Source organism: Myroides albus, assembly GCF_009711045.1.
Classification (GTDB): Bacteria; Bacteroidota; Bacteroidia; order Flavobacteriales; family Flavobacteriaceae; genus Flavobacterium; species Flavobacterium album_A.
Window position 1 is genome coordinate 12678 of sequence record NZ_WMJX01000025.1, and the last position, 21518, is coordinate 34195.

Consider the following 21518-nt stretch of genomic DNA (forward strand, 5'->3'; position numbering starts at 1 on the left):
ATGGTACGTATAATAATTAGTTTCTTCTTGTTTTTAATGTCTTGGGTGATGAGTGCCCAAACGACAAAAACAGTTGATATAACAGGGAGTATTGTTGCTCTGGATGTGTCTTACCCTATTAACGTCTATGTCGATGCGACGAAGGACGATAATGTCATAAAGGTTGAAGCAAAGGAAGATGTAATTGAGTATATCTCTGTAAGGCAGGTAGGTCAGAAAGTTGTTGTTGATGTAGATACTAAAAGTAAACGAAGAAATCTGGGAATTGGAACTGTAAATGTCTACCTCAGCCAAAAGAGTATTGAAAAGTTTTCGGTTAGTGCTGTTGCAAAAGTATATGTAAGCGGGAGGATGAAAGTGAATAGCCTTACTGTAGGCGTTGATGCGAATGGTGGTCTTCAAGGAGATTTTCAGGCAAATTCAGTGAGCTTGAATATAGATTCTGCTGGATGGTTTAAAGGGAATATATCAGCAACTTCTATAAAGGCAAATATAGATTCTGCTGCTAAGGTTACTGTCAGTGGAGATGTAGAGTCGCTAACTGTTAATGTCGATAGTGCAGCAACATTTGACGGTAAAGACTTAAAGGCTAAAAACGTCAAAGTGGAAGCAGATTCAATGGGGAAAGCATTGGTATATCCTACAGAAAGCCTAAATGCTTATGCAGATTCAATGGGAAAAGTGGTCTATTATAACACACCGAAAGAATTAAAGAAATATACTGACTCAATGGGGTCTGTGAAATCAAAGTAATAATGTTGCAGAATTGGCTTAAACTATATATTGCGTTCATCAATAAATCAAGGTATTTTTTCTTGTGGAATATCTTGGGATTAGCACTTGGAATCAGTGCGGTTGTACTTGGGACTATTCACTATCAAGATGAATATGGGTATAACCGTTGGATACCTGAGGTGGATAAGATATATGAAGTAAATATTGATGTAGGTACAGAAGCCAATTCAATTTATATACCTGCAGGGGTTGGGCCTTCTTTACAGCAAAATAGTTTGGTTGACAACTATTGTTATTTTGCAGTAGAGTACCTCGAATTTTATGCAGCAAGCACACTAAGTAATCGTGTGCAAAAGGGGATATTGAATACACAAAGGAGCTTTTTTGACTTTGTTCCCTTCGATTTTGTCTATGGAAGGGCAGATGAGGTTTTTCAAGATGACTATTCTATAGCTATCTCGAATGAGGTCGCTCAGTTTTTTTTTGGCGATAAGAATCCAATTGGCGATACGTTGTCTTTGGCTCATCAGCCTTATATAGTAAGAGGAGTGTATCAACTGAATAAGAATGTGACTATTCGACCACAGGTGGTACTGGCTAATATGGAATGGCATAAGGAGGAAAGTAAATCACTGTGGCAAGAAAATATTGGAGGCTTACTGGTAAAGATGAAGCACGAGGGAGATACGCTTTTGGTTTCAAGATATTTAGCAGATACATTTAAGCAACAAAAGCGAGCGAATAAGTTTTTTGATGAAGGAGAAGATGTTTCAGTTAGTTTATCCTCTTTTAGAGAAGGTAGGTTTGTTTCTAAACAGACTGCCCTTTTGGAAGGTAAGACAAAGCATGATACTGTTAACCTAATCACTGCTTGTTCTATTCTCATTTTTATACTGAGTATTCTAAATTATATCATATTAAATCAAACAAGTGTTTTAATAAGAGCCAAAGAGTTTAGTATTCGAAAAATAGTGGGAGCAAGTAAGTTTCAACTCGTTTTTCAGATCGTGTTTGAGACACTGCTCAACTTAATCTTATCACTACTTGTCACATTGGTATTTATAGAAATTAGCTTACCCGTATACAATCAGTTTTTGCACAAGACATTGCTGTTTTCTTTTGTTGAGTCATTTGATATTATCGCTATAATTAGTGTTGTTGTTATAGTATTAGGGGGATTTATCCCCGCTATTTATGCTAATTATATTACTCGTAAGCATATTGTCAATAAGGTACAGGGTTCATTATTGATTTCGATGAAATGGCGTATGTGTTTGGTTGTTTTACAGTTGATCATTGCCTTTTTCTTTATGATAGGAGCCTTGATTATTCACAGTCAGGTGGAGTATGTTAAGCGTCAACCATTAGGATTTGAATACGAGGAGGTTTTGCAAGTCAAATTATATACACAGCAAATTAGGCGTAAGTTCTACAAAGGAGAGAAGATAATCGACCAGATTAAAGAGATTAAAGGGGTTGACGGAGTTGCCTTATCTACTTTGTCATTTAAGAGCAAGTCAATGAGTAGTAATCATATAGCTTATTTTGGGCAACAGTTAGTAAGTGATTTTGTACTTGAAGGGGTAGATGACGAGTATCTTACATTAATAGGTTCGCGTGTTTTAGCTAAAGAAGTAGATATTCCTTCAGAAGTATCTACTGTTGTAGTTAATCAAAAGTTTGTTCAAAAAATGGGAGTTCCTATAGAGGAGGTTATAGGAGAAGTAATTTCATTTGAAGGAGTTACTTATGTTATAGAATCAGTTATAGCGGATTTTTACAATAGTGGATTTGAACAAAGAGTAAAGCCAACTATCTTTTTTAAATGGCGAGATATAGAATTTCTTCCCTATATGATAGAATCTTTATCAATTAAGATTGATAAGGACGAGAGTGAGGAAACAATGGAAAGGATTTTAGCTTACTGGATTGTGAATGTGGATGTGGAGTATCCATTCGAAGTGATGACGATTAAAGATCATATCGCTTTTACTTATGAAAGGGTAATTTCTCAACGCAATATGTTTGTCCTTTGGAATTTAGCAGTAGTGCTTATTTCACTTTTTGGATTATATGCAACATTGTCTTTTGTATTGGAACAGAAGATGAAGGAATTGGTTATCCGAAAAGTATTGGGAGCAAGTACAAGAACGCTTTTGATACAGTTGATATTTCCTTTTATAATAGCTGTTTTTATCTCTTTCTGTATCGCTGCTGTACCCACTTTCTTATTGATGGATAAATGGTTGCAACGCTTTGTATACAAAGAGGGTATATCATTTATGCCTTTTGTTATTTCCTTTCTTGTGCTGTTATTTATTGTGACAGCTATATTGTTACTGAAGGTATTGAAGGCTTTGAATTTTAAAGTAATAAACTATTTAAAACACGAATAGAGATGCTAAAGAACTGGTTGAAAATTTATTGGTACAATACGATGAAGCACAAGATGTACTTCTTGTTGACAGTGGTAGGATTGGCGATTGGTATTGCGTCAATTACATTGGCATCGTTATATTATCTGGAAGAGAAGAGCTATAATCAATGGAATCCGAATAAGGATGAGGTCTATGTAATTGAGAATTTAGGTAAACGAATGATGTATAGTTCACAACCTTTGACTTTAGGAAGGTATATTCACGATAATTCAGGCGCTGTAGAATCTTATATGTATTATGGATATTATAGATCAGTGACTGTTAATCGCAATGGAAAGTCTTTTGAAGTAAAGAAAGCACTTGATTCACAGAATACCTTTTTTTCATTCTTTCCCTATGATTTTGTATATGGTAATGCACAGACAGCATTAGTTAATTTGAATGATGTAGCATTAGAAGTGACTTTGGCTGAACGTATATTTGGTCAAGGGGTTAACCCTATTGGACAGGAGATTTTATTCGATGATCAGAACTATATTGTAGCAGGAGTATACGAAATTGGAAAGAAGAGAAGTTCGTTGATGCCTGAATTAGTGACTCATTCGTTAACGCAAGAAGCAATGACTAACAATGATTGGGGATCAGCCAGTACTCCAATGCTTGTTAAAACAAAAGATACTCATAGAGTAAGTGAAATCATCGAAAGTGTGATAGATGACAATCTCTATGCGGGAGCAGCCAAAGATAAAGGGATGAGTTTAGATGAGTATAAGAAAACCGTAATTGGTGATATGCTTACCAGACCTACTTTTTACTCTTTGAAAGATATACATATGATGAATGGCAAATACTTCTTTTCAGAGGCGAGCGCAAATTTGAATTTGTTGTATATAACAATTGGTTTATCTGTTGCTTTACTACTACTCTCGATTTTTAATTATATCAATTTGAGTTTAACCCAAATGATGGAAAGAGGCAAAGAAATAGGAGTACGTAAAGTATTAGGGGCAAAGCGAATGGATATTTATTTACAATGCATTTTTGAGTCGTCCTTAATGGTTCTCACAAGTTTTGTATTGGCTATTTGCGTTATGGAATTACTGTTGCCTTAAATCAATATATTCTTGAATGTAAATATTAGTATCTCTTTTATACAGCATATATTTATTATAGTAGCTATTCTGATAGTGGTTATCGTGCTTTGCGGATTTGTCCCTGCTATGTATATCTCAAGACATAAAGCAATCAGTGTGCTGAAGGGGCGTATTGCTAATGATGCAAAGGGTAGCTTAATGCGTAACAGCTTATTGGTTTTGCAGTTTGTTATCGCTTGTTTTTTTATTATAGGCTCTATAATTATTAATAAACAAGTTAATTATATGCTCAACAAAGATCTCGGGTTCAAAGGAGATCAAATTATTTCAGTTCCTTTCTTATCAGAGACAAAATACGATAGCATTCGCTTTGATAAGTACAATAATTTTAAAACGGAAGTACAGAATGTAACTGGTGTAATTAATGTAACAGCTTCTTCAATGGTTTTTGGTCCATTAGGTGGTAGAAACGTGTTTTCTTTTTTTGAAAAGGGAGAGGACAAATTATTGGTTAGTCGCATTGTTTTAGATTATGATTATCTTGATGTTATGCAGATTAAACTTAAAGAGGGAAGAATGCTCTCAGATCAATTTGCATCAGACAGTATCAATAATGTTTTAGTCAATGAGGCATTTATCGAAATGTTTAATATCAAAGAACCTATTAATTCAGAAATAGTCAGTAATAAAAAGAAATATACAGTAGTAGGAGTTATACAAAACTTTAATTTAAGTGGTGTAGAGAATGGTATTAACCCTCAAGTATTTGCACATCACGCAACTTTTCAGGGTGCTAAGGGACTGTTTGAAGAGGTGTCAATCAAAGTAGAGCCAGAGCGAGTAGAACAAGTATTGAAGGACATAGAGAAACTATGGCTAAAGTACAATAATGAGAGTAAGATTCCTTTCGATTATGAGTTTGTAGACAAGCAGTTTGCCAAGACTTTTGACCGGGTATTATTAGAACGAAAGATGTTTGGTGTATTGAGCAATATTGTTGTATTCATTGCTTTATTTGGATTGTTTGCAGTATCGTCTTTTACGATAGGAACAAAGCTAAGAGAAGTAGCTATCCGCAAGGTACTTGGAGCTGAGACAACAGGCTTACTAAGACAGTTGTCGTATCAGTATGTTGTTTATTGTTTGGTTGGATTTGGTATAGCAGTATTCCCGAGTTATTACTTTTTAAATAAGTGGTTGGCAAACTATGCTTATCGCATAGAGATTGGATGGGGTGTGTACGTGTATAGTTTATTGTTGATTTTAGGATTGACATTGTTGATTGTTATCAGTCGTGCTTATAAGGCGACAAGAGTAGATGTATTAAAGTATATCAAATACGAATAAAAATGTTAAAGAACTGGTTGAAAATATATTGGTCTAATGTGTTGAAGAATAAAATCTATTTTATTCTGACATTAGTAAGTTTAGGGGTGGGGTTTGCTTCTGTTATACTGTCTTTTGTACATTATAGAGAAGAGGTTTCTTATGATCAAGATAACCCGAATAAAGACAATATCTTCACAGTAGAGTCTATTCTGAATACAGATACAAGTTGGATGAAGTTGCCTTATCCCTTTGGCTCTAAGCTACAAGAAGAGTCTTCTCATATCGTTGATTATACGTATATGGATAACTATTATGGGGAAGGAAAAATAGCTATAGGAGGAGTGATAAGAGAGGTAGAGAAGGTAGGTTTTGTAAAGTCTAACTTTTTTAGCTTTTTTCCATCAGAGATTATAAAAGGAGATAGAAGTAATCCATTTAGCGGACCTAATACTGCAGTGATTGCAGAGGAGTATGCAAAGCAATTGTTTGGAGATGAAGATCCAATAGGTAAAACCGTAGTTTGTTATAAAGAAAACTATGTCATTAGTGCTATTTATAAGTTAAAAGAGAGAAGAAGTTCTGTGATGGCTAACATTCTGGTTAATGCAGTAGATCAGTATGAAAAAGAGGGGATAGAACAATGGGGCAACTATAATTCAACTATTTGGTTAAAGTTAGATGATGCTAAGTATACAGCTGAAGTAGAGTGGCTGATAAAAGATATTTTGATTAGGTATGTATATGCGTCATTGGCTCAGGATAAAGGTATGAGTTTAGAGGAGTACATGGTAGAAGAAGAAGGAGTGACCTTGGACGAATTTAGAGCACTAAAGGACAAAGGGTATAAATTACATATTTTATCAGAACAAAGAATGCAGAAGAGATCTGAATTAAGTGGTACACCTGAAGGGGCAACTAATGTTGGGAGATTAAATATAATTATCGGACTTTCTCTGCTGATATTGATATTATCAGTGTTTAACTATATCAACTTAAGTACTGCTCAGGCAATCAGTCGTACACGAGAAGTAGGAATTAGAAAGACATTAGGTGCGACTAAGAAGAACCTTATTTTTCAAGGGTTATTTGAAGCTTTCATCACATCAGCATTAGCTTGTATCATTGCCTTTGTATTGATTGAATTTACAATACCTTGGTTAAGGGTTTTTCTCAATTCACAGATGGAAGTAGAAGGAGCTTATATATTGCCGTGGTTATTGTTGTTCATGGTATGTGTGATTCTTTTGGTCGGTATCATTCCTGCTTTATTTACTGCGAGTTTTAAAACGTTAGAGGTGCTAAAAGGCGAGGTAAATAAGAGTAAGAAAGGCAAGACATTAAAGAACGTTATGTTAGTCGTGCAGTTTACGGTGGCTTGCTTTTTTATGGTGGGTAGTTATATCGTATATGAGCAGGTGACATATATGATGAATAAGGATCTTGGATTTAAGGGAGATCAAGTTGTCATTATTCCTTATTTATATAAAGGACCTCATGGAGAGAAGCTGAATGTTTATCACTCTCTTAAGGAAGAGATAATGACACTAAATGGGGTTGAAGATATTTCGATTGCTTCTATTGGTATCGGTAGTAATTTCGGTAGTTCATCTAGTTTTTTGTACAAGGGCAATAGGGTGCAGGGGATCAATGTAGGAATGGATTATAACTATTTAGATGTATTAGATATTAAAATGAAAGAGGGTAGAAGTTTGTCGTCTGAATTTTCCACTGATTCTATCTCTAATATATTGATTAGTGAGCGCACTGTTTACGAGATGAAAGAAGAGAATCCTATAGGGAAGACTATAGAGTGGAACGATAGAAAATTAACTATAGTGGGAGTCGTTAAAGATTTTAATCTATATAATTTGAAAGCCGATTATGCTCCTCTTGTTTTCTTTAGTTTAAAAACCATTTCATGGGTGGGATTAAATAGCAGACAGATTACAGTCAAAGTTAAAGGAGATAATGTTGAAAAAACGATGAATGAAATAGCAAAGATATGGGAGAGAAGAGATGTTTCAGAAGAGCCTTTTAGTTATGAGTTTTTGAATAAAAAGTATGCAAAGACATTTAACAATGTAAAGAAAGAGAGAGACGTTTTTCTAACGCTTAACGCAATTGTTGTGTTTATCGCCTTATTTGGACTGTATAGCTTGGCTTCTTTTAATATTAATAACCGCTTAAAGGAAGTAGCTATTCGCAAAGTATTAGGAGCAAGTGCTTCAAGTTTGCTAAAGCAGTTATCGATGCAATATGTAATGATGTGTTTAATAGGATTTGGTATAGCTATATTCCCGAGTTATTACTTTTTGAATAAGTGGTTAAGTGATTATGCTTTTAGAATTGATATCAGTGTCATGCCTTTTGTAGTGAGTCTTTTACTAATTCTCTTATTAACAGGGATAGTTGTTTTTATTAAAGCCTGGTCAGCGACGAAGATCAATGTATTGAAGTACATCAAGTATGAATAACCATAAAACAAATTTAAATATGAAAAAAATAGTCATGTTCTTCTTATTAGTAGGAGGAAGTGTATTTGCACAGTCAAAAGAAACACGTCAAGTGAACGATTTTAGTTCCGTTAAATCTTCACAGGCAATAGAAGTAAACTTTACTTACGGTGAGTCGAAGAGTGTAGTAGTTGAGGTGGAGAAATCTGAGAATATGAAAGATGTAAAGACGGAGGTTACTGCTACAGGAGAATTGCAGATTTATATTGAACAGAAGAAGAAAAACAGAAAGAACTGGGGCTTTAATTCGAGTGAATTTGGCAAAGTAACAGTAACCGTTAGTAATCCTACTTTAGAAGGAGTAAGAGCATCATCTTCATCTAAGTTTAACTTATTGAACAAGGTTATTGCAAAGTCATTTGACGTGAAGACGAGTAGTTCAGCAAAGTTTACAGGAGCGTTAGTACAAGCTGATAATTTGAATATTGAATGTAGTTCATCTTCTAAAGTGCAAGGTGAGTTTGAAGTGATGAATAAGACTTCTGCAAGCGCTAGCTCTTCTGCGAGTATAGATATCTCTTTAAAGACAAGTGATGTAAGTCTTGGAGTGAGTAGTTCTGCAAGAATGAGTTTATCTGGAAAGGCTGATTCAGTGAATGCTACTGCGTCAAGCAGTGGGAATATAAAAGCTGGTGACTTTACAACTAAGGTATTAGAAGGCAAGGCAAGTTCGTCTGGTTCTATGGTGTTTAATGTAACTGATGAGGTATCTGGTAGAGCGAGTTCTTCAGGACGTGTTTTATATACAGGAGGAGCTAAGATAGTGAGTTCAAACACTTCCTCTTCAGGACAAGTAAAAAATATAGATTAATTAAATAAATAAGGATTCTAATGATTAACAACTGGTTTAAGTTATATCTAAGGTATTTCTGGAAGAATAAGTTCTTCACTATTTTAAATGTTCTGGGATTATCTATTGGGGTAACTGCCTTATTATTAGTATTAATATATTGGCATAATGAACATAGTTACAATCAATGGAATCCTTACAAGGATAGAGTATATGAGGTTTATAGTGCGGGGTTTGAAGATGGGGAAATAAGTCCTTGGTTACCTGCTCCTATGGCGACGCAAATTGAGGAGCTTTCAGATGTTGTTGAATCATATACTTTTTTGTGGAACTTCACTCGCAGAAAGAGTATTGTCGTTGGAGATAAGCAAGATTTTATATTTAATATAGCTGATCACCAGGCTTCTTATCTCGATATGTTTCCTTTTCCTGCAGTATATGGGTCTATAAAGAGCTATCAAGATAATAAAGACAATGCTATCGCATTAGAACATCAACAAGCTATTCGCCTATTTGGTGAAGGAGTAGATCCAGTTGGAAAAGAGATTGAATTAGATGGAGGAAAGCATGTTGTTGTTCGTTTAGTTTATCAAATTCCTTCGGCGACATCTAATGCTCCTAATGCACTTGTATCTTATGGAGCAGAGCAGATGATTAAAGATAATATCAATATTTGGGGTGATTATAATTATAATATCCTGATAAAATTAAAAGAGGGCGTTCAACTCGATATAGTAAAAGACAGAGTCATCAATACACTTTATCAACCTTTCTTAACAAGTTATGCTAAAAGTGAGGGGATTACCGAAGACGAGTACCGTGCGAAGTATCTGAAGGAAGATCAGTACGTGTTTTTTGATTTAGAATCTGCTCATCTTAATCCGAAATCTCAGATATATGGAAGTGGGAGTAATGCAAAGAAAATATTGACGAGTATGTTAGTTGTTTCTTTGTTGTTATTGCTATTGTCTATTTTCAATGCTGTTAACTTAAGCATGGTACAGAGTTTCAAACGTGCAAGAGAAGTAGGTATTCGAAAGGCATTAGGAGGTGCGAGATCAAATATAATCAGTCAATTTGTGTTTGAATCCCTTTTGACAATTCTCATGTCTCTTATAATCGCTTTGTTTTTAGTGGAATTGTTGTTGCCATATTTTAATTTATTAGTAGACAGAGCACTTGTTTTCTATATAAGTGATTTTATAGTTGAATTGTCTATTGTGGTCGTTGTTATACTTTTATTATCAGCTATATTACCTGCTCTTTTCGCCGCATCTTTTAATCCCTTGAAAGTGCTAAAAGGAAACTTTGTAAGAAGTAAATCAGGAGTTGTTATTCGCAATATCTTCTTGGTCTTGCAATTTGTTATTGCCTTCTTCTTTTTGACGATAGCTTTGTTTATGAATAAGCAAATAACGTATCTCATAAATCAAAACCTTGGATTTAAAGGGGAGCAAATTGTAAATATAAAATACGAACTATCGGGCTTCCAAAATCGAGATGAGGTATTTAGGGACTTTAAGGACGACTTTTTAAAGATTCAAGGAGTAGAAGGAGTAACTGCTCATTCTTTTAAAATTGGACAACAATTAGGAAGTTCTTCTACTAATTTCATTGGAGATGTTTCATTGCATAGTGGTAATATAGTTGTAGATCATAGCTTTTTAGATGTTATGGGAATTCAATTAAAGGAAGGAAGGTTTTTTGATCCAGAGTTACGGACGGATAATAGTGAAAAGGTCTTAGTTAATGAAGCATTTGAGAAGGCATTTAATTTTAAAGAGGGAGTGATTGGCAAAGAGATTCGTTGGAATAATAGAGTATTTCAGATTATTGGTGTTGTCAAGAATTTTAATTTACACGGTTTTAATACGGAAGTATCACCTCAAACTTATTTCTTAGGTGACTCAGTAGGATGGTTTCATCATCTGTTAGGAACTATATCTGTCAAGCTGAAGACAGATGATGTGCAAGGTACATTATTTCGTATAGAGAAGTTTTGGAAAGATCGCGTAGAGCCAGTATACCCTATGGAATATGGTTTTGCAAATGAACAGTTTGCCAATACGTACCGCCAAGCAACGTATCAAAAAACACTGTTCTTTGTACTAATGAGTATATCTGTATTTACTGCACTTATAGGGCTATTGTCTATTGTGTCGTTCAGTATTGAGAATAGATTAAAAGAAGTTGCTATCCGAAAAGTTATGGGTGCCGATTCGAGAAAGTTGACTGTTGCTTTGTCGAAAAGTTTTATGCTGTACTGTGTACTCGGATTCTGTATCTCTGTGTACCCTGTTTATTTTGCTGTTCAACTGTGGTTAGAAGATTTTGCATACCGTGAAGCAATAACGGCAGTGCCTTTTATAATAGCATTTAGTAGTTTGTTTTTATTATCTATCCTATTAGTGATATGGAAGGCAAGGAAGGCAACGCGTATTGACGTTTTAAAATATATAAAGTATGAGTAAGAATTGGTGTTTAGTATTGACTATTCTGTTCAGTGTTGTCGGAGTAGCTCAGGAGAAGTGGACTTTGGAGTACTGTGTAGAAAAAGGAAAAGAGAATAGTTTAAAACTAATGGTAGCTGCTTTAGAAACACAAGTTGTAGAGCGTCAGAAACAAAGTGTAGTTTCCTATTATTTACCCAATATCGGAGTAAATGGCAATCAAGGTTATAATTTTGGATCAGCAATTGATCCGACGACTAATAGCAGAGTCAGTTCAAATATGGCATCTACGCAGCTTTCTTTGGATGCTAATGTAGAGCTTTTTAACTGGTCTAATATTGTGAAATATCAACAAGAGAGCTTGGCCTTGAATATGTCAGAACTTTCTGAACAAGAAGTTTTGTTTCACTATCAGAGTTCTTTGCTTCTTCGCTTTTATGAGATAGTAGGCTTGCAAGAGTATTTGAAAATCCAAGTAGAACAATTGAAGAATAGTGAGACAAATTACAAGCGCGTATTAAAAGAAGTAGATGCTGGAGCTAAGCCTAATAGTGATTTGTATGACATTGAGTATATTTATAACAGCGAGCAAATAGCAATAGAAAGAACCCAAAATAACCTGTATAATCAAAAGTTACAGTTTTTACATTTCCTCAATATGAGTGACAGTCAAGTGGAGTTATTTGAATTAGTAAATAACACGGAATCTATTGGACTTTTTACGGATTATTTGTTTAATCCAAGGTTGGAAAAACAACGTTTAAATAGCCTTTTCTTGCAAAAAGAGAAGCAATTGATAAGTTCTCAAAGTTTACCAAAACTTTCTGTAAGTTATCAATATGGATCATTCTATTCAAAACCTTTTAATACAGCTTTAGATGCACAGGTGAATGCCTTCTCTAAGCAGTTAGGCGACAACAAAAGTCACTATGTTGGTATCCGCCTTAGTATTCCTGTTTTTACGGGAGGAGTTGTGATTAGGCAGGTGAGAACAAAGAATACTGAAATAGCACTTAACGATTTGAAAATTAAGGAAATTGAGCTTGAATTAAACAACGAAAATACACAGTTAGAACACGAGATTCAGCAATTAAAAACACTGGAGAAAAACTTGATAAAAAGTATTGAAATGTCCGAAAAGTCATTTACGACAACACAAGTGAAATACGAAAATGGCAAGGTAGATATCTTCTCTTTTAATTCAGCAAAAAACCAATTGCTTACTTCTCAATATGCATTGGTGAAGAATAACTTAGATCGTCAATTTTTAGAAAAAAGATTAGCGTTGAATAATAGCAATAAGCTCTGATACTGAGTTTAAAGGCTTATTTGTATTTAGAATATATTAACACTAAAATCTCAATATTTCCTATTATCTTTGCATATAAGTGTTATCATATTAATTTGTTGAAAACTAATCTTATATAATGAAATTAGAGAGAAAAGAGATTCTTAAAGCTTTAGAGACTATATCTGTAGCTGGAGAAGGGAAAAATATGGTTGAAAGTGGTGCAGTAGCTAACGTAATGACTTTCGGAGACGAAGTAGTTGTTGATTTAGTTTTATCTACACCAGCATTACATATCAAGAAAAGAGCTGAAGTAGATGTGATGAAAGCTATTCACGATCACGTCTATGAAAAAGCTAAGGTTAAAGTTAATATCAAGATTGAAGCTCCTGAAAAACCTGAGATCAAAGGAAAAGCAATTCCTGGCATAAAGAATATCGTTGCGATTTCATCAGGTAAAGGTGGTGTGGGTAAATCTACTGTAACTGCTAATCTTGCTGCAACATTGGCTAATATGGGCTTTAACGTGGGGGTATTAGATGCAGATATCTATGGTCCGTCAATGCCTATTATGTTTGACGTTGAAAGTGCAAGACCTATTTCAGTTGAGGTAGATGGTAAATCTAAGATGAAACCGATCAACGCCTATGGAGTAGAAATACTTTCTATTGGATTTTTTACAAAAGGGGATCAAGCTGTTATCTGGAGAGGTCCAATGGCAGCAAAAGCATTGAATCAAATGATTTTTGACGCTGATTGGGGTGAATTAGATTTCTTATTGATAGACTTACCTCCTGGAACTGGAGATATTCACTTATCTATTATGCAGTCATTACCTATAACAGGTGCTGTTGTTGTATCAACACCTCAAGCAGTTGCTTTAGCAGATGCTAAGAAAGGTGTTTCTATGTTTATGTCTGAAAGTATCAATGTACCAGTACTTGGTATCGTTGAAAATATGGCATATTTTACTCCTGCTGAACTACCTGAGAATAAGTATTATATTTTCGGAGAGAACGGTGCGCGTAATTTAGCCAAAGATTTAGACGTTCCTTTCTTAGGAGAAGTACCTATTGTACAAAGCATTCGCGAAGCTGGTGACTTTGGTCGCCCAGCAGCTTTACAAAATGACACGGTAGTAACAAACGTGTTCGAAGAAGTAACAAGAAATGTTGTAGAACAAGTTGTGAAGAGAAACGAATCTTTGCCTCCTACAGAAGCTATTAAAATAACTACCATGGCTGGTTGTTCAGCAGTAGGTAAAAAATAAGAATTAATCAATTGAAAACTATGGCATCAGAAACTATCAGAGAAAATGTTATGAAGGCGTTAGATGAAATACGCCCATTTTTGCAAACAGACGGAGGAGACATCACTTTAATCGATATTGTTGATGATAAACACGTTAAAGTTCGTTTAGAAGGGGCTTGTACTGCATGTAGCGTAAATCAAATGACTTTAAGCGCTGGTGTTGAAACTACTATTAAAAAGTACGCACCAGAGATTGAATCTGTAGTTAATGTTGGATAATAATATTTAAGGTCAATCAGTTAATAAGGCATTCATGGTGTTTTTTACTGCTGATTGACTTTTATCATTTCTAATAATCACTGCAAAGTTGAACTTTGCACTAAAGTAAACACTACATCATGATCGAGACAGATATAATTATTATTGGAGCTGGGCCAACGGGGCTATTTGCTGTATTCGAAGCAGGGCTTTTAAAATTAAAATGTCATTTAATTGACGGGTTACCACAACCTGGAGGACAATTAACTGAGTTATATCCAAAAAAACCAATCTTTGATATTCCGGGCTATCCTTCTGTAGGAGCAGCGGAATTAATTGACAACTTGATGGAACAAATTAAACAGTTCCAACCTGGCTTTACTTTGAATGAAGTAGCCGAAACAGTTGAAAAATTAGAAGATGGAACTTTCATTGTTACAACTAACAAAGGGACAAAACACCACGGTAAGGCAGTTGCTATTGCTGGAGGATTAGGATCTTTTGAACCACGTAAACCAGAGTTAGAAAACTTAGCTTTTTACGAAGATAAAGGGGTTGAGTATTTCGTTAAAAAACCTGAAATGTTTGCTGGCAAGAAGATTGTTATTGCTGGTGGAGGTGACTCTGCTTTAGATTGGAGTATCTACCTTGCAGATCTTGCTGCGGAAGTACATTTAGTTCACAGACGTAACGAGTTCCGTGGAGCTTTAGATTCAGTAGAAAAAGTTCAGGCTTTAAAAGACCAAGGTAAGATTAATATGCTTACTCCAGGTGAAATAGTTGAATTAAAAGGAACGGATAAGTTAGAAGCTGTTGTCGTTGATATCGAAGGAGAAAAACGAGAAATCGCTTGTGACTATTTCATTCCATTGTTTGGTTTAACTCCAAAGTTAGGACCTATTGCAGATTGGGGACTTGAGATAGAAAAGAACGCTATTAAAGTTAATAATGCATTGGACTACCAAACGAATATTCCAGGTATTTACGCTATCGGTGACGTGAATATTTATCCTGGAAAATTAAAACTTATTTTATGTGGATTCCACGAAGCTACTTTGATGTGTCAAAGTGTGTATAATATGTTGAACCCAGGTAAGAAGTTCGTATTGAAATATACTACTGTTTCTGGAATTAATGGCTTTGATGGTACTCGTAAAGAGGCTGAAAAAGCTGTTGTAAAATCTATTGAATAGTTATGGCAGAAGATATTAAACTTACCATTATTGACAGAGATGGAGAAACACATATTGTGGATGCTCCTACTGATATGGGAATGAATGTGATGGAAGTGGTACGTGCATATGAACTTGCTCCAGAAGGTACTATTGGTATTTGTGGAGGTATGGCAATGTGTGCTTCATGTCAATGTTATGTCATCAATGGCGATGAGGTTGAGTTACCTGAAATGAACCCAGATGAGGAGGCTATGCTTTCCGAGGCGTTTAACGTTAAGGATAATAGTCGTTTAGGTTGTCAAATACACATTGAACCAAGTTTAGAAGGATTAGTTGTTCAATTGGCTCCTGAGAGTTAAACTTGTCAACTAAATGCAATATACCAAAAAGGGAATTACTTCAAGACGAAGTAATTCCCTTTTTTTATTTCACCTATTTTAGACCATAAAAAAAGCTTCATGTATTTAATGAAGCTTTTTGATATAATTAGAATGAAGTAGGATTATTCTCCTTCCTCAGATGAAATTTCCTTTTTATTAGATTTGCCTGCTTTGTTCTTTAATAGTTTGATGATTACAGGTAGTGTTGTCACTAATACTAAGAACAATACGATATACTCTATATAGTGTTTTAAGTTGATATCATAGCTTTCTAATAACCATACTTGCAAATAGTGCCCAGCGAAGATTAATGTAGTTGCCCACAAGAATGAACTAATCACATTGTAGAACATAAAACGTTTAACATCCATGCGAACAATTCCTGCGATAATTGGAGCAAATGTTCTTACAACAGGTAAGAAACGCGCAAAGATAATTGCTCTACCTCCGTGTCTTTCAAAGAATACTTTTGACTCGTATAAGTATTTCTTTTTGTAAATGAAATTATCTTTTACATTGTAGAGATAATTTCCACTCTTTGCCCCGAACCAGTAGCCAAAGGTATTTCCTAATATACCTGAGATAGCGACAAAAGTGGCAAGTAATGCAACATTGATAAAATCACTGTCAATATTGAAAAGTTCTTGCATTAGAGCAGTACTGTAAATACCTGATAAGAAAAGTAAACTATCTCCAGGTAAAAAGAAACCTGCAAATAACCCTGTCTCTGCAAATACAATAAATAGTACTACATAAATTCCAATTGAATGCCCTGCAATTTGTAAATTGATGTAAAACTCTGGGTTAATCAATTGGGAAATTTGAAATTCTTCCATAGTGTTTTTTTATAGTTTGTCTGTTTTATTCTTCTTGACTGTTTGTTTCAAATTTGTCTATCGCTGCTGTTGATAAACCATTCCCCAATACGTTTGTCATACTACGGCCCATATCGCAAAAATGATCAATTGGCAATATTAAAGCGATTCCTTCAGGTGGTATATTAAACATTGCACAAGTAGCTACAATAACAATCAAAGATGCACGTGGAACTCCTGCAACACCTTTACTTGTAACCATTAGTACTAATAGCATTCCTATCTGTGTTGCTAATGACATTTCTACTTCGTAAATCTGAGCGATGAAGATACTGGCAAATGTTAGATACATCATACTGCCATCCAAATTGAAAGAGTATCCCAAAGGTAATACAAATGACACTACTTTTGGAGAACATCCGTATTCTTTTAAGTTTTCTACTAATTTAGGGAATACAGCTTCACTACTCGTTGTAGAAAAGGCAATTAATAGCGGCTCTTTGATGGCTTTCATTAAGCGCCATACGTCTTTGCCAAGGAAGAAGTATCCGGCAATGATTAAGATAGTCCAAAGAACAATTAGGCCTCCTAAAAATGCAATTAAGAACTTTCCGTAAACCAAGAAGATGGAAAGTCCATTCACTGCGACAATCCCCGCTATAGCTCCTAATACACCTAATGGTGCAGTCCACATCACATAGGTTACCATCTTTAAGACAACTTCAGATATTTTGTCGAATAAGGTTATGATTTGATTACCGCGTTCCCCTAAGGTTGTTAAGGCAATACCAAAGAAAACGGCAAATACTACAATTTGTAAGATCTCATTGTGCGCAAAGGCTTCAAAAACACTCTGAGGTATCAAGTGTTCTATAAATGATTTAAGACTTAAAGCATCAGTTTTAGATACTAACTCAGTTGCATCTTGCATATTGTCTAAGTCAAACTTTGCATTAACTCCAGGTTTGAATAAATTGACTAAAGCAAGTCCAATTGCAAGTGAAAAGAAGGAAGCTGTGATGAACCATGCCATCGCTTTTACTCCTACACGGCCCACCATTTTCATATCCCCCATTTTCGCTATTCCTACAACAAGTGTACAGAATACAAGTGGAGCGATAATCATTTGGATCAGTCGAATAAAAATTGTTCCAAGTAACCTAATGTTATTCGCAAAGACTTCTTTATGTGCTGGGAACTGGTAATAAAAGGTGCATCCCAAAAGTACACCCATGATTAAAGCAATAATAATTGCGATAAAAAGTTTGTTGTTTTTCATCTACAATAAAGATTTGTGCGTGAAAATAGTTATTTTTTTATAATAATATCCTCTTTCACAAAAAAATAACAATAGATAAAAGATGGTTTTGTTGTATTCTTTGTTTCTTTTCTATTTTAATGTCTAACTATTCTTTGTCTATATATTAGATGTTTAACTACTGAAGCATGTGATATAGTTAGTTGTTTCTTGTTTTTATTGACAATTAAGTAATTCTTTTTTGGCTGATTCACCTCATTTGATTTACAGTTTATTCAGATCCATTTGCTATGGTCTTAACTCAGCTGTTTTGAACTTTTCTTTGACTTCCTGCTTTGCGATTTCCAATTAGAAGACTGTTAAAGAGGTGTATTAAACGGTATAGAAGATTTGATAATTAAAAGAAAAGGCTAAATTTACGGCTTTATAAATCCCTAACTATGAAGAAAATATTTTTGTTTGCCTTGAGTTTAGCAAGTTTAAGCGCGTTTTCACAAGAGGTAATGACTAAAGAATTACTTTGGAAACTAGGACGAGTGTCTCCACTCGGAATTTCGAAAGATGGTAAAAACTTAATTTACAAAGTAGGCTATGCCAATATGGAAGAAGATAAGTTTGATACTACTACTTATCAAATCCCTTTAGCAGGTGGTGTGCCAACTGAGATTACTGAGTATAAAGATTTACTGACAGATAAGAATGTATCTCCTACAGGAGAATATGTGCTGTTGGACAAGGCTGTTAAAGTCAATAATGTATTAGGAAAAGATCTGTATCCGAACATGCCTAAGTCGGATGCTTACGTTTTTGATGGATTAGACTATAGACATTGGGACACTTGGAATGATGGTTCTCATAACCACGTTTTTTATGCTCCTATTGGAAAGGAAGATGCAGCTATTGATATTATGCCTAATGAACCTTATGACGCACCACAAAAACCTTTTGGTGGAGATGAAGATTACGTATGGGCTCCTGACGGCAAGAGTATTGTTTACGTAGCAAAGAAGAAGTTCGGTACAGAGTACGCTACAAGTACAAACACAGATTTGTATGAGTATAACTTAGCTACAAAAGTGACGAAGAACTTGACTGAGGCAAATGTTGGTTATGATACGAATCCTACGTTCTCTCCACAAGGATATTTGACTTGGCTGCAAATGAAAAGAGATGGTTATGAAGCAGACAAGAATGACCTAATTGTGCGTTATGAAGGTGGAGATCAAAATCTAACCGCAAATTGGGATGGTACAGTAGGTAGTTACCAATGGAGTAAAGATGGAAGTAAGATATACTTTACTGCTGCTGTTGGTGGAACTATACAGCTTTTTGAAGTTAACTTTCCTGGAAGAAAGCGCATTGCTCCTGTTGTAAGACAAATTACGGATGGTAAGTTTGACGTGACTGGTATTGTTGGCATTGACGGTGATAAAGCAATTGTTACCCGTACAGACTTTAACCATGCAACAGAAGTGTTTTCGTATGATATGAAAAAGAAAACTTGGAATCAAATTACGAAAGTAAACGATGATATTTATTCAAAAATTGCTTTGAGTCACAGTGAAAAAAGAATTGTGAAAACTGTGGATGGAAAAGATATGGTTACTTGGGTAGTTTATCCTCCAAATTTTGATCCGAATAAGAAGTATCCGACATTGCTTTATGCACAAGGAGGACCGCAGTCTGCCTTATCTCAGTTTTATTCTTTCCGTTGGAATTTTCAATTGATGGCTGCTGAGGGATATATTATTGTAGCTCCAAACCGCAGAGGAATGCCTGGTCATGGCGTAGAGTGGAATGAGGCAATTAGCAAAGATTGGGGTGGAAAACCAATGCAAGATTATTTGGCAGCTATAGATGATGTAGCTACCGAAAAGTATGTTGATAAAGAGAGATTAGGTGCTGTAGGAGCGAGCTATGGTGGATATTCAGTGTTTTTCTTAGCAGGTATTCACGAGAATCGCTTTAAGTCTTTTATTTCACACTGTGGAGTATTTGACTTGGTTAGTATGTATGGAACGACTGAAGAAGTGTTCTTCCCTAATTTTGACACTGGAGGTGCATATTGGGAGAAAGACAACAAAGATGCTCAAAATGCTTATGCTAATTTCAATCCAATCAATAATGTTGATAAATGGAATACACCTATCCTTATTATTCAAGGAGGGAAAGATTATCGCGTACCAATTGGACAAGGACAAGAAGCTTTCCAAGCAGCTCAATTGAGAGGGGTAAAGAGTAGATTCTTGTATTTACCAGAGGAGAATCACTGGGTTGTAAGACCGCAGAATGCTCAAGTATGGCAAGGTGAGTTCTTCCGTTGGTTGAAAGAAACGTTGTAATAGATAGTATATTAATAGGAAAGAAACAGTGTATCTCTGATAATGGAGGTACACTGTTTTTTTATGGCAGTATTTTTATTTTATTGTTTTGGAGTAATCTTCTTTTTTTTCATTGATAGTGTTTTTGAGTACATTAATTAATGTGAAGTTGTGCATATTTTGTTGATAAAAATGTAATAGTGGTGTATTGTATATGTTTTAAGTGTCAATTAACTTAAATTTGTGTAAAAATTAATTGATATGAAAAAGATTGTTTTTGGTGCTTTTATTGCACTTGCATTTCTTGGAGCATCTTGTAGCTCAGATGACGGAGGTTCTACTGGCAATGGTGAGAACGGTGGAGGGATAACTCCACCAAATAATAAAATAAAGGTAATCGATAAGATTATAATTGACAGTAAGTTTAATGATAGAGGTAAAGTAGAAGAAGGAGAAGCTACTGTTGATTTTACCTATGTGGATAAGAAATTACACACTGTATCAGATTTAGATAATGATTTTCACTACAAATTTATCTATGATGATAAAGGGATAGTGAAAGAGGTCGAATCGACTCAACTTGAGTATTTTCCAGGTGGAGATCAGTTAGTAACTACCAAGTATGTTGTGGCAGAAGTTTTAGGTTTAACTCCTTTTAATTTTGGTAAACTGGGTGTTATTAATGGAGTTGATAGAGGGAATGTAGTGGATATGACTTTTTATTCATATAACTATAACAATGAGGTTGTCAACACATATAGTAGTGTTATGAAATACGATGACAAACCTTTTGGACCGTTTCATACCTTGAATACAACAGGAGCAGTTGACCTAAGTAAGAAAACACAGGTTGATTTTGGCAATAGTAAGGGAGCTATTATGGGATTGGATTATGCGAATAGGGTATTGCCTTCTAATAATCCTACTTATTTAAAACATACGTTGGTAGAAGGTAAGGAAGAAGTAGAAGTTGTTATTACTTATACCTATGATGCTAATAATTATCCAGTGTCATTTGTTTATAGTATAGTAGAACACTTTGTTAGTAATGAATGGGATAGAGAGGAGAATAAGTACAAGGAAGTAGTTTTTACAGAGAAAGTTGATGGTAATGCTGTAATTATTTATAAAGAGTTATAGTAAGTCTATCATATATTAGATAGAAGAGGTTATTTCCTGCAATGGGAAATAACCTCTTTTTTGTTTAAGACAGGGTTATTTTTCTGTCATTGTGCTGGTTCGTATAAATGGGATATAGCGGTGTTTTTTACTTTTTTTTCGAGGTGGTCGGCTTGTGGTCGGCTTGTGATAGGCATATGGTCGGCTTAAAAGTACCATTATTAGCCGATCACTACCCGAACATATAGTAAGCATATACATATCAATACAATCAAAGTCGTAAGAGTTAGCGTACCATGCTGGCATGGGGTGTGGATGATGGTAGGGCTGTCCCATTAGAAAAACAGATTGCGAGTTAAGTAAC

At 34.9% G+C, this 21518-nt stretch carries 16 protein-coding genes; 14 read left to right on the forward strand and 2 right to left on the reverse strand.

Annotated elements, in window-relative coordinates:
- The 12 genes from GJV76_RS11075 to GJV76_RS11125 all read left to right on the forward strand — a co-directional run bounded on the left by GJV76_RS11075 (nt 1) and on the right by GJV76_RS11125 (nt 15620).
- The gene (locus tag GJV76_RS11075) at nt 1-753 is read left to right on the forward strand and encodes a GIN domain-containing protein (protein ID WP_155092682.1); all 753 of its coding nucleotides are present in this window, start codon (nt 1-3) and stop codon (nt 751-753) included.
- Nucleotides 754-755: 2 nt separating this feature from the next.
- Nucleotides 756-3131, forward strand: coding sequence for an ABC transporter permease (locus tag GJV76_RS11080; protein ID WP_155092683.1), 2376 nt, complete (start codon nt 756-758; stop codon nt 3129-3131).
- Nucleotides 3132-3133: 2 nt separating this feature from the next.
- Entirely contained in the window at nt 3134-4225 is a 1092-nt protein-coding gene (locus GJV76_RS15930; protein ID WP_230381540.1) for an ABC transporter permease, read from the forward strand.
- A gap of 12 nt (nt 4226-4237) precedes the next feature.
- On the forward strand, nt 4238-5554 hold the full coding sequence (locus GJV76_RS15935; RefSeq protein ID WP_230381541.1) for an ABC transporter permease: 1317 nt from the start codon (nt 4238-4240) through the stop codon (nt 5552-5554).
- Nucleotides 5555-5556: 2 nt separating this feature from the next.
- Complete coding sequence (locus GJV76_RS11090; RefSeq protein ID WP_155092684.1) at nt 5557-8010, forward strand: ABC transporter permease; 2454 nt, start codon at nt 5557-5559, stop codon at nt 8008-8010.
- 19 nt (nt 8011-8029) lie between these two features.
- Nucleotides 8030-8860 (forward strand): GIN domain-containing protein, encoded by an 831-nt coding sequence (locus GJV76_RS11095; protein WP_155092685.1) that lies wholly within the window; start codon nt 8030-8032, stop codon nt 8858-8860.
- Nucleotides 8861-8880: 20 nt separating this feature from the next.
- Entirely contained in the window at nt 8881-11310 is a 2430-nt protein-coding gene (locus tag GJV76_RS11100) for an ABC transporter permease (RefSeq protein WP_155092686.1), read from the forward strand.
- A complete protein-coding gene (locus GJV76_RS11105) occupies nt 11303-12598 on the forward strand; it encodes a TolC family protein (protein WP_155092687.1) in 1296 nt (431 codons plus the stop codon). The genes GJV76_RS11100 and GJV76_RS11105 overlap by 8 nt, the downstream gene beginning before the upstream one ends.
- A gap of 118 nt (nt 12599-12716) precedes the next feature.
- Nucleotides 12717-13847 carry an Mrp/NBP35 family ATP-binding protein gene (locus tag GJV76_RS11110; RefSeq protein WP_155092688.1) on the forward strand — a complete coding sequence of 377 codons (1131 nt, stop codon included), beginning with the start codon at nt 12717-12719 and terminating at the stop codon, nt 13845-13847.
- A gap of 20 nt (nt 13848-13867) precedes the next feature.
- Complete coding sequence (locus GJV76_RS11115) at nt 13868-14107, forward strand: NifU family protein (protein ID WP_155092689.1); 240 nt, start codon at nt 13868-13870, stop codon at nt 14105-14107.
- A 119-nt stretch (nt 14108-14226) separates the two neighbouring features.
- The gene (locus tag GJV76_RS11120) at nt 14227-15279 is read left to right on the forward strand and encodes an NAD(P)/FAD-dependent oxidoreductase (RefSeq protein ID WP_155092690.1); all 1053 of its coding nucleotides are present in this window, start codon (nt 14227-14229) and stop codon (nt 15277-15279) included.
- Between the two features lie 2 nt (nt 15280-15281).
- Nucleotides 15282-15620 (forward strand): 2Fe-2S iron-sulfur cluster-binding family protein, encoded by a 339-nt coding sequence (locus GJV76_RS11125; RefSeq protein WP_155092691.1) that lies wholly within the window; start codon nt 15282-15284, stop codon nt 15618-15620.
- A gap of 143 nt (nt 15621-15763) precedes the next feature.
- Here GJV76_RS11125 and GJV76_RS11130 read toward each other — a convergent pair whose 3' ends face one another.
- Both GJV76_RS11130 and GJV76_RS11135 read right to left on the reverse strand, forming a co-directional pair.
- Nucleotides 15764-16477 (reverse strand): DedA family protein, encoded by a 714-nt coding sequence (locus GJV76_RS11130; RefSeq protein ID WP_155092692.1) that lies wholly within the window; start codon nt 16475-16477, stop codon nt 15764-15766.
- A 25-nt stretch (nt 16478-16502) separates the two neighbouring features.
- Nucleotides 16503-17735 (reverse strand): dicarboxylate/amino acid:cation symporter, encoded by a 1233-nt coding sequence (locus GJV76_RS11135; protein WP_155092693.1) that lies wholly within the window; start codon nt 17733-17735, stop codon nt 16503-16505.
- Between the two features lie 419 nt (nt 17736-18154).
- On the opposite strand from GJV76_RS11135, the gene GJV76_RS11140 reads away from it, so the two are divergent.
- Both GJV76_RS11140 and GJV76_RS11145 read left to right on the forward strand, forming a co-directional pair.
- A complete protein-coding gene (locus GJV76_RS11140; protein ID WP_155092694.1) occupies nt 18155-20056 on the forward strand; it encodes a S9 family peptidase in 1902 nt (633 codons plus the stop codon).
- A gap of 240 nt (nt 20057-20296) precedes the next feature.
- Complete coding sequence (locus GJV76_RS11145; protein WP_155092695.1) at nt 20297-21175, forward strand: hypothetical protein; 879 nt, start codon at nt 20297-20299, stop codon at nt 21173-21175.
- Nucleotides 21176-21518: the final 343 nt, after the last annotated feature.

What these genes read in the sequence shown, in the direction of transcription:
- GJV76_RS11075 (WP_155092682.1), top strand. Translation starts at nt 1, where the DNA reads ATGGTACGTATAATAATTAGTTTCTTCTTGTTTTTAATGTCTTGGGTG.
- GJV76_RS11080 (WP_155092683.1), top strand. Translation starts at nt 756, where the DNA reads ATGTTGCAGAATTGGCTTAAACTATATATTGCGTTCATCAATAAATCA.
- GJV76_RS15930 (WP_230381540.1), top strand. Translation starts at nt 3,134, where the DNA reads ATGCTAAAGAACTGGTTGAAAATTTATTGGTACAATACGATGAAGCAC.
- GJV76_RS11090 (WP_155092684.1), top strand. Translation starts at nt 5,557, where the DNA reads ATGTTAAAGAACTGGTTGAAAATATATTGGTCTAATGTGTTGAAGAAT.
- GJV76_RS11095 (WP_155092685.1), top strand. Translation starts at nt 8,030, where the DNA reads ATGAAAAAAATAGTCATGTTCTTCTTATTAGTAGGAGGAAGTGTATTT.
- GJV76_RS11100 (WP_155092686.1), top strand. Translation starts at nt 8,881, where the DNA reads ATGATTAACAACTGGTTTAAGTTATATCTAAGGTATTTCTGGAAGAAT.
- GJV76_RS11105 (WP_155092687.1), top strand. Translation starts at nt 11,303, where the DNA reads ATGAGTAAGAATTGGTGTTTAGTATTGACTATTCTGTTCAGTGTTGTC.
- GJV76_RS11110 (WP_155092688.1), top strand. Translation starts at nt 12,717, where the DNA reads ATGAAATTAGAGAGAAAAGAGATTCTTAAAGCTTTAGAGACTATATCT.
- GJV76_RS11115 (WP_155092689.1), top strand. Translation starts at nt 13,868, where the DNA reads ATGGCATCAGAAACTATCAGAGAAAATGTTATGAAGGCGTTAGATGAA.
- GJV76_RS11120 (WP_155092690.1), top strand. Translation starts at nt 14,227, where the DNA reads ATGATCGAGACAGATATAATTATTATTGGAGCTGGGCCAACGGGGCTA.
- GJV76_RS11125 (WP_155092691.1), top strand. Translation starts at nt 15,282, where the DNA reads ATGGCAGAAGATATTAAACTTACCATTATTGACAGAGATGGAGAAACA.
- GJV76_RS11130 (WP_155092692.1), bottom strand. Translation starts at nt 16,477, where the DNA reads ATGGAAGAATTTCAAATTTCCCAATTGATTAACCCAGAGTTTTACATC.
- GJV76_RS11135 (WP_155092693.1), bottom strand. Translation starts at nt 17,735, where the DNA reads ATGAAAAACAACAAACTTTTTATCGCAATTATTATTGCTTTAATCATG.
- GJV76_RS11140 (WP_155092694.1), top strand. Translation starts at nt 18,155, where the DNA reads ATGAAGAAAATATTTTTGTTTGCCTTGAGTTTAGCAAGTTTAAGCGCG.
- GJV76_RS11145 (WP_155092695.1), top strand. Translation starts at nt 20,297, where the DNA reads ATGAAAAAGATTGTTTTTGGTGCTTTTATTGCACTTGCATTTCTTGGA.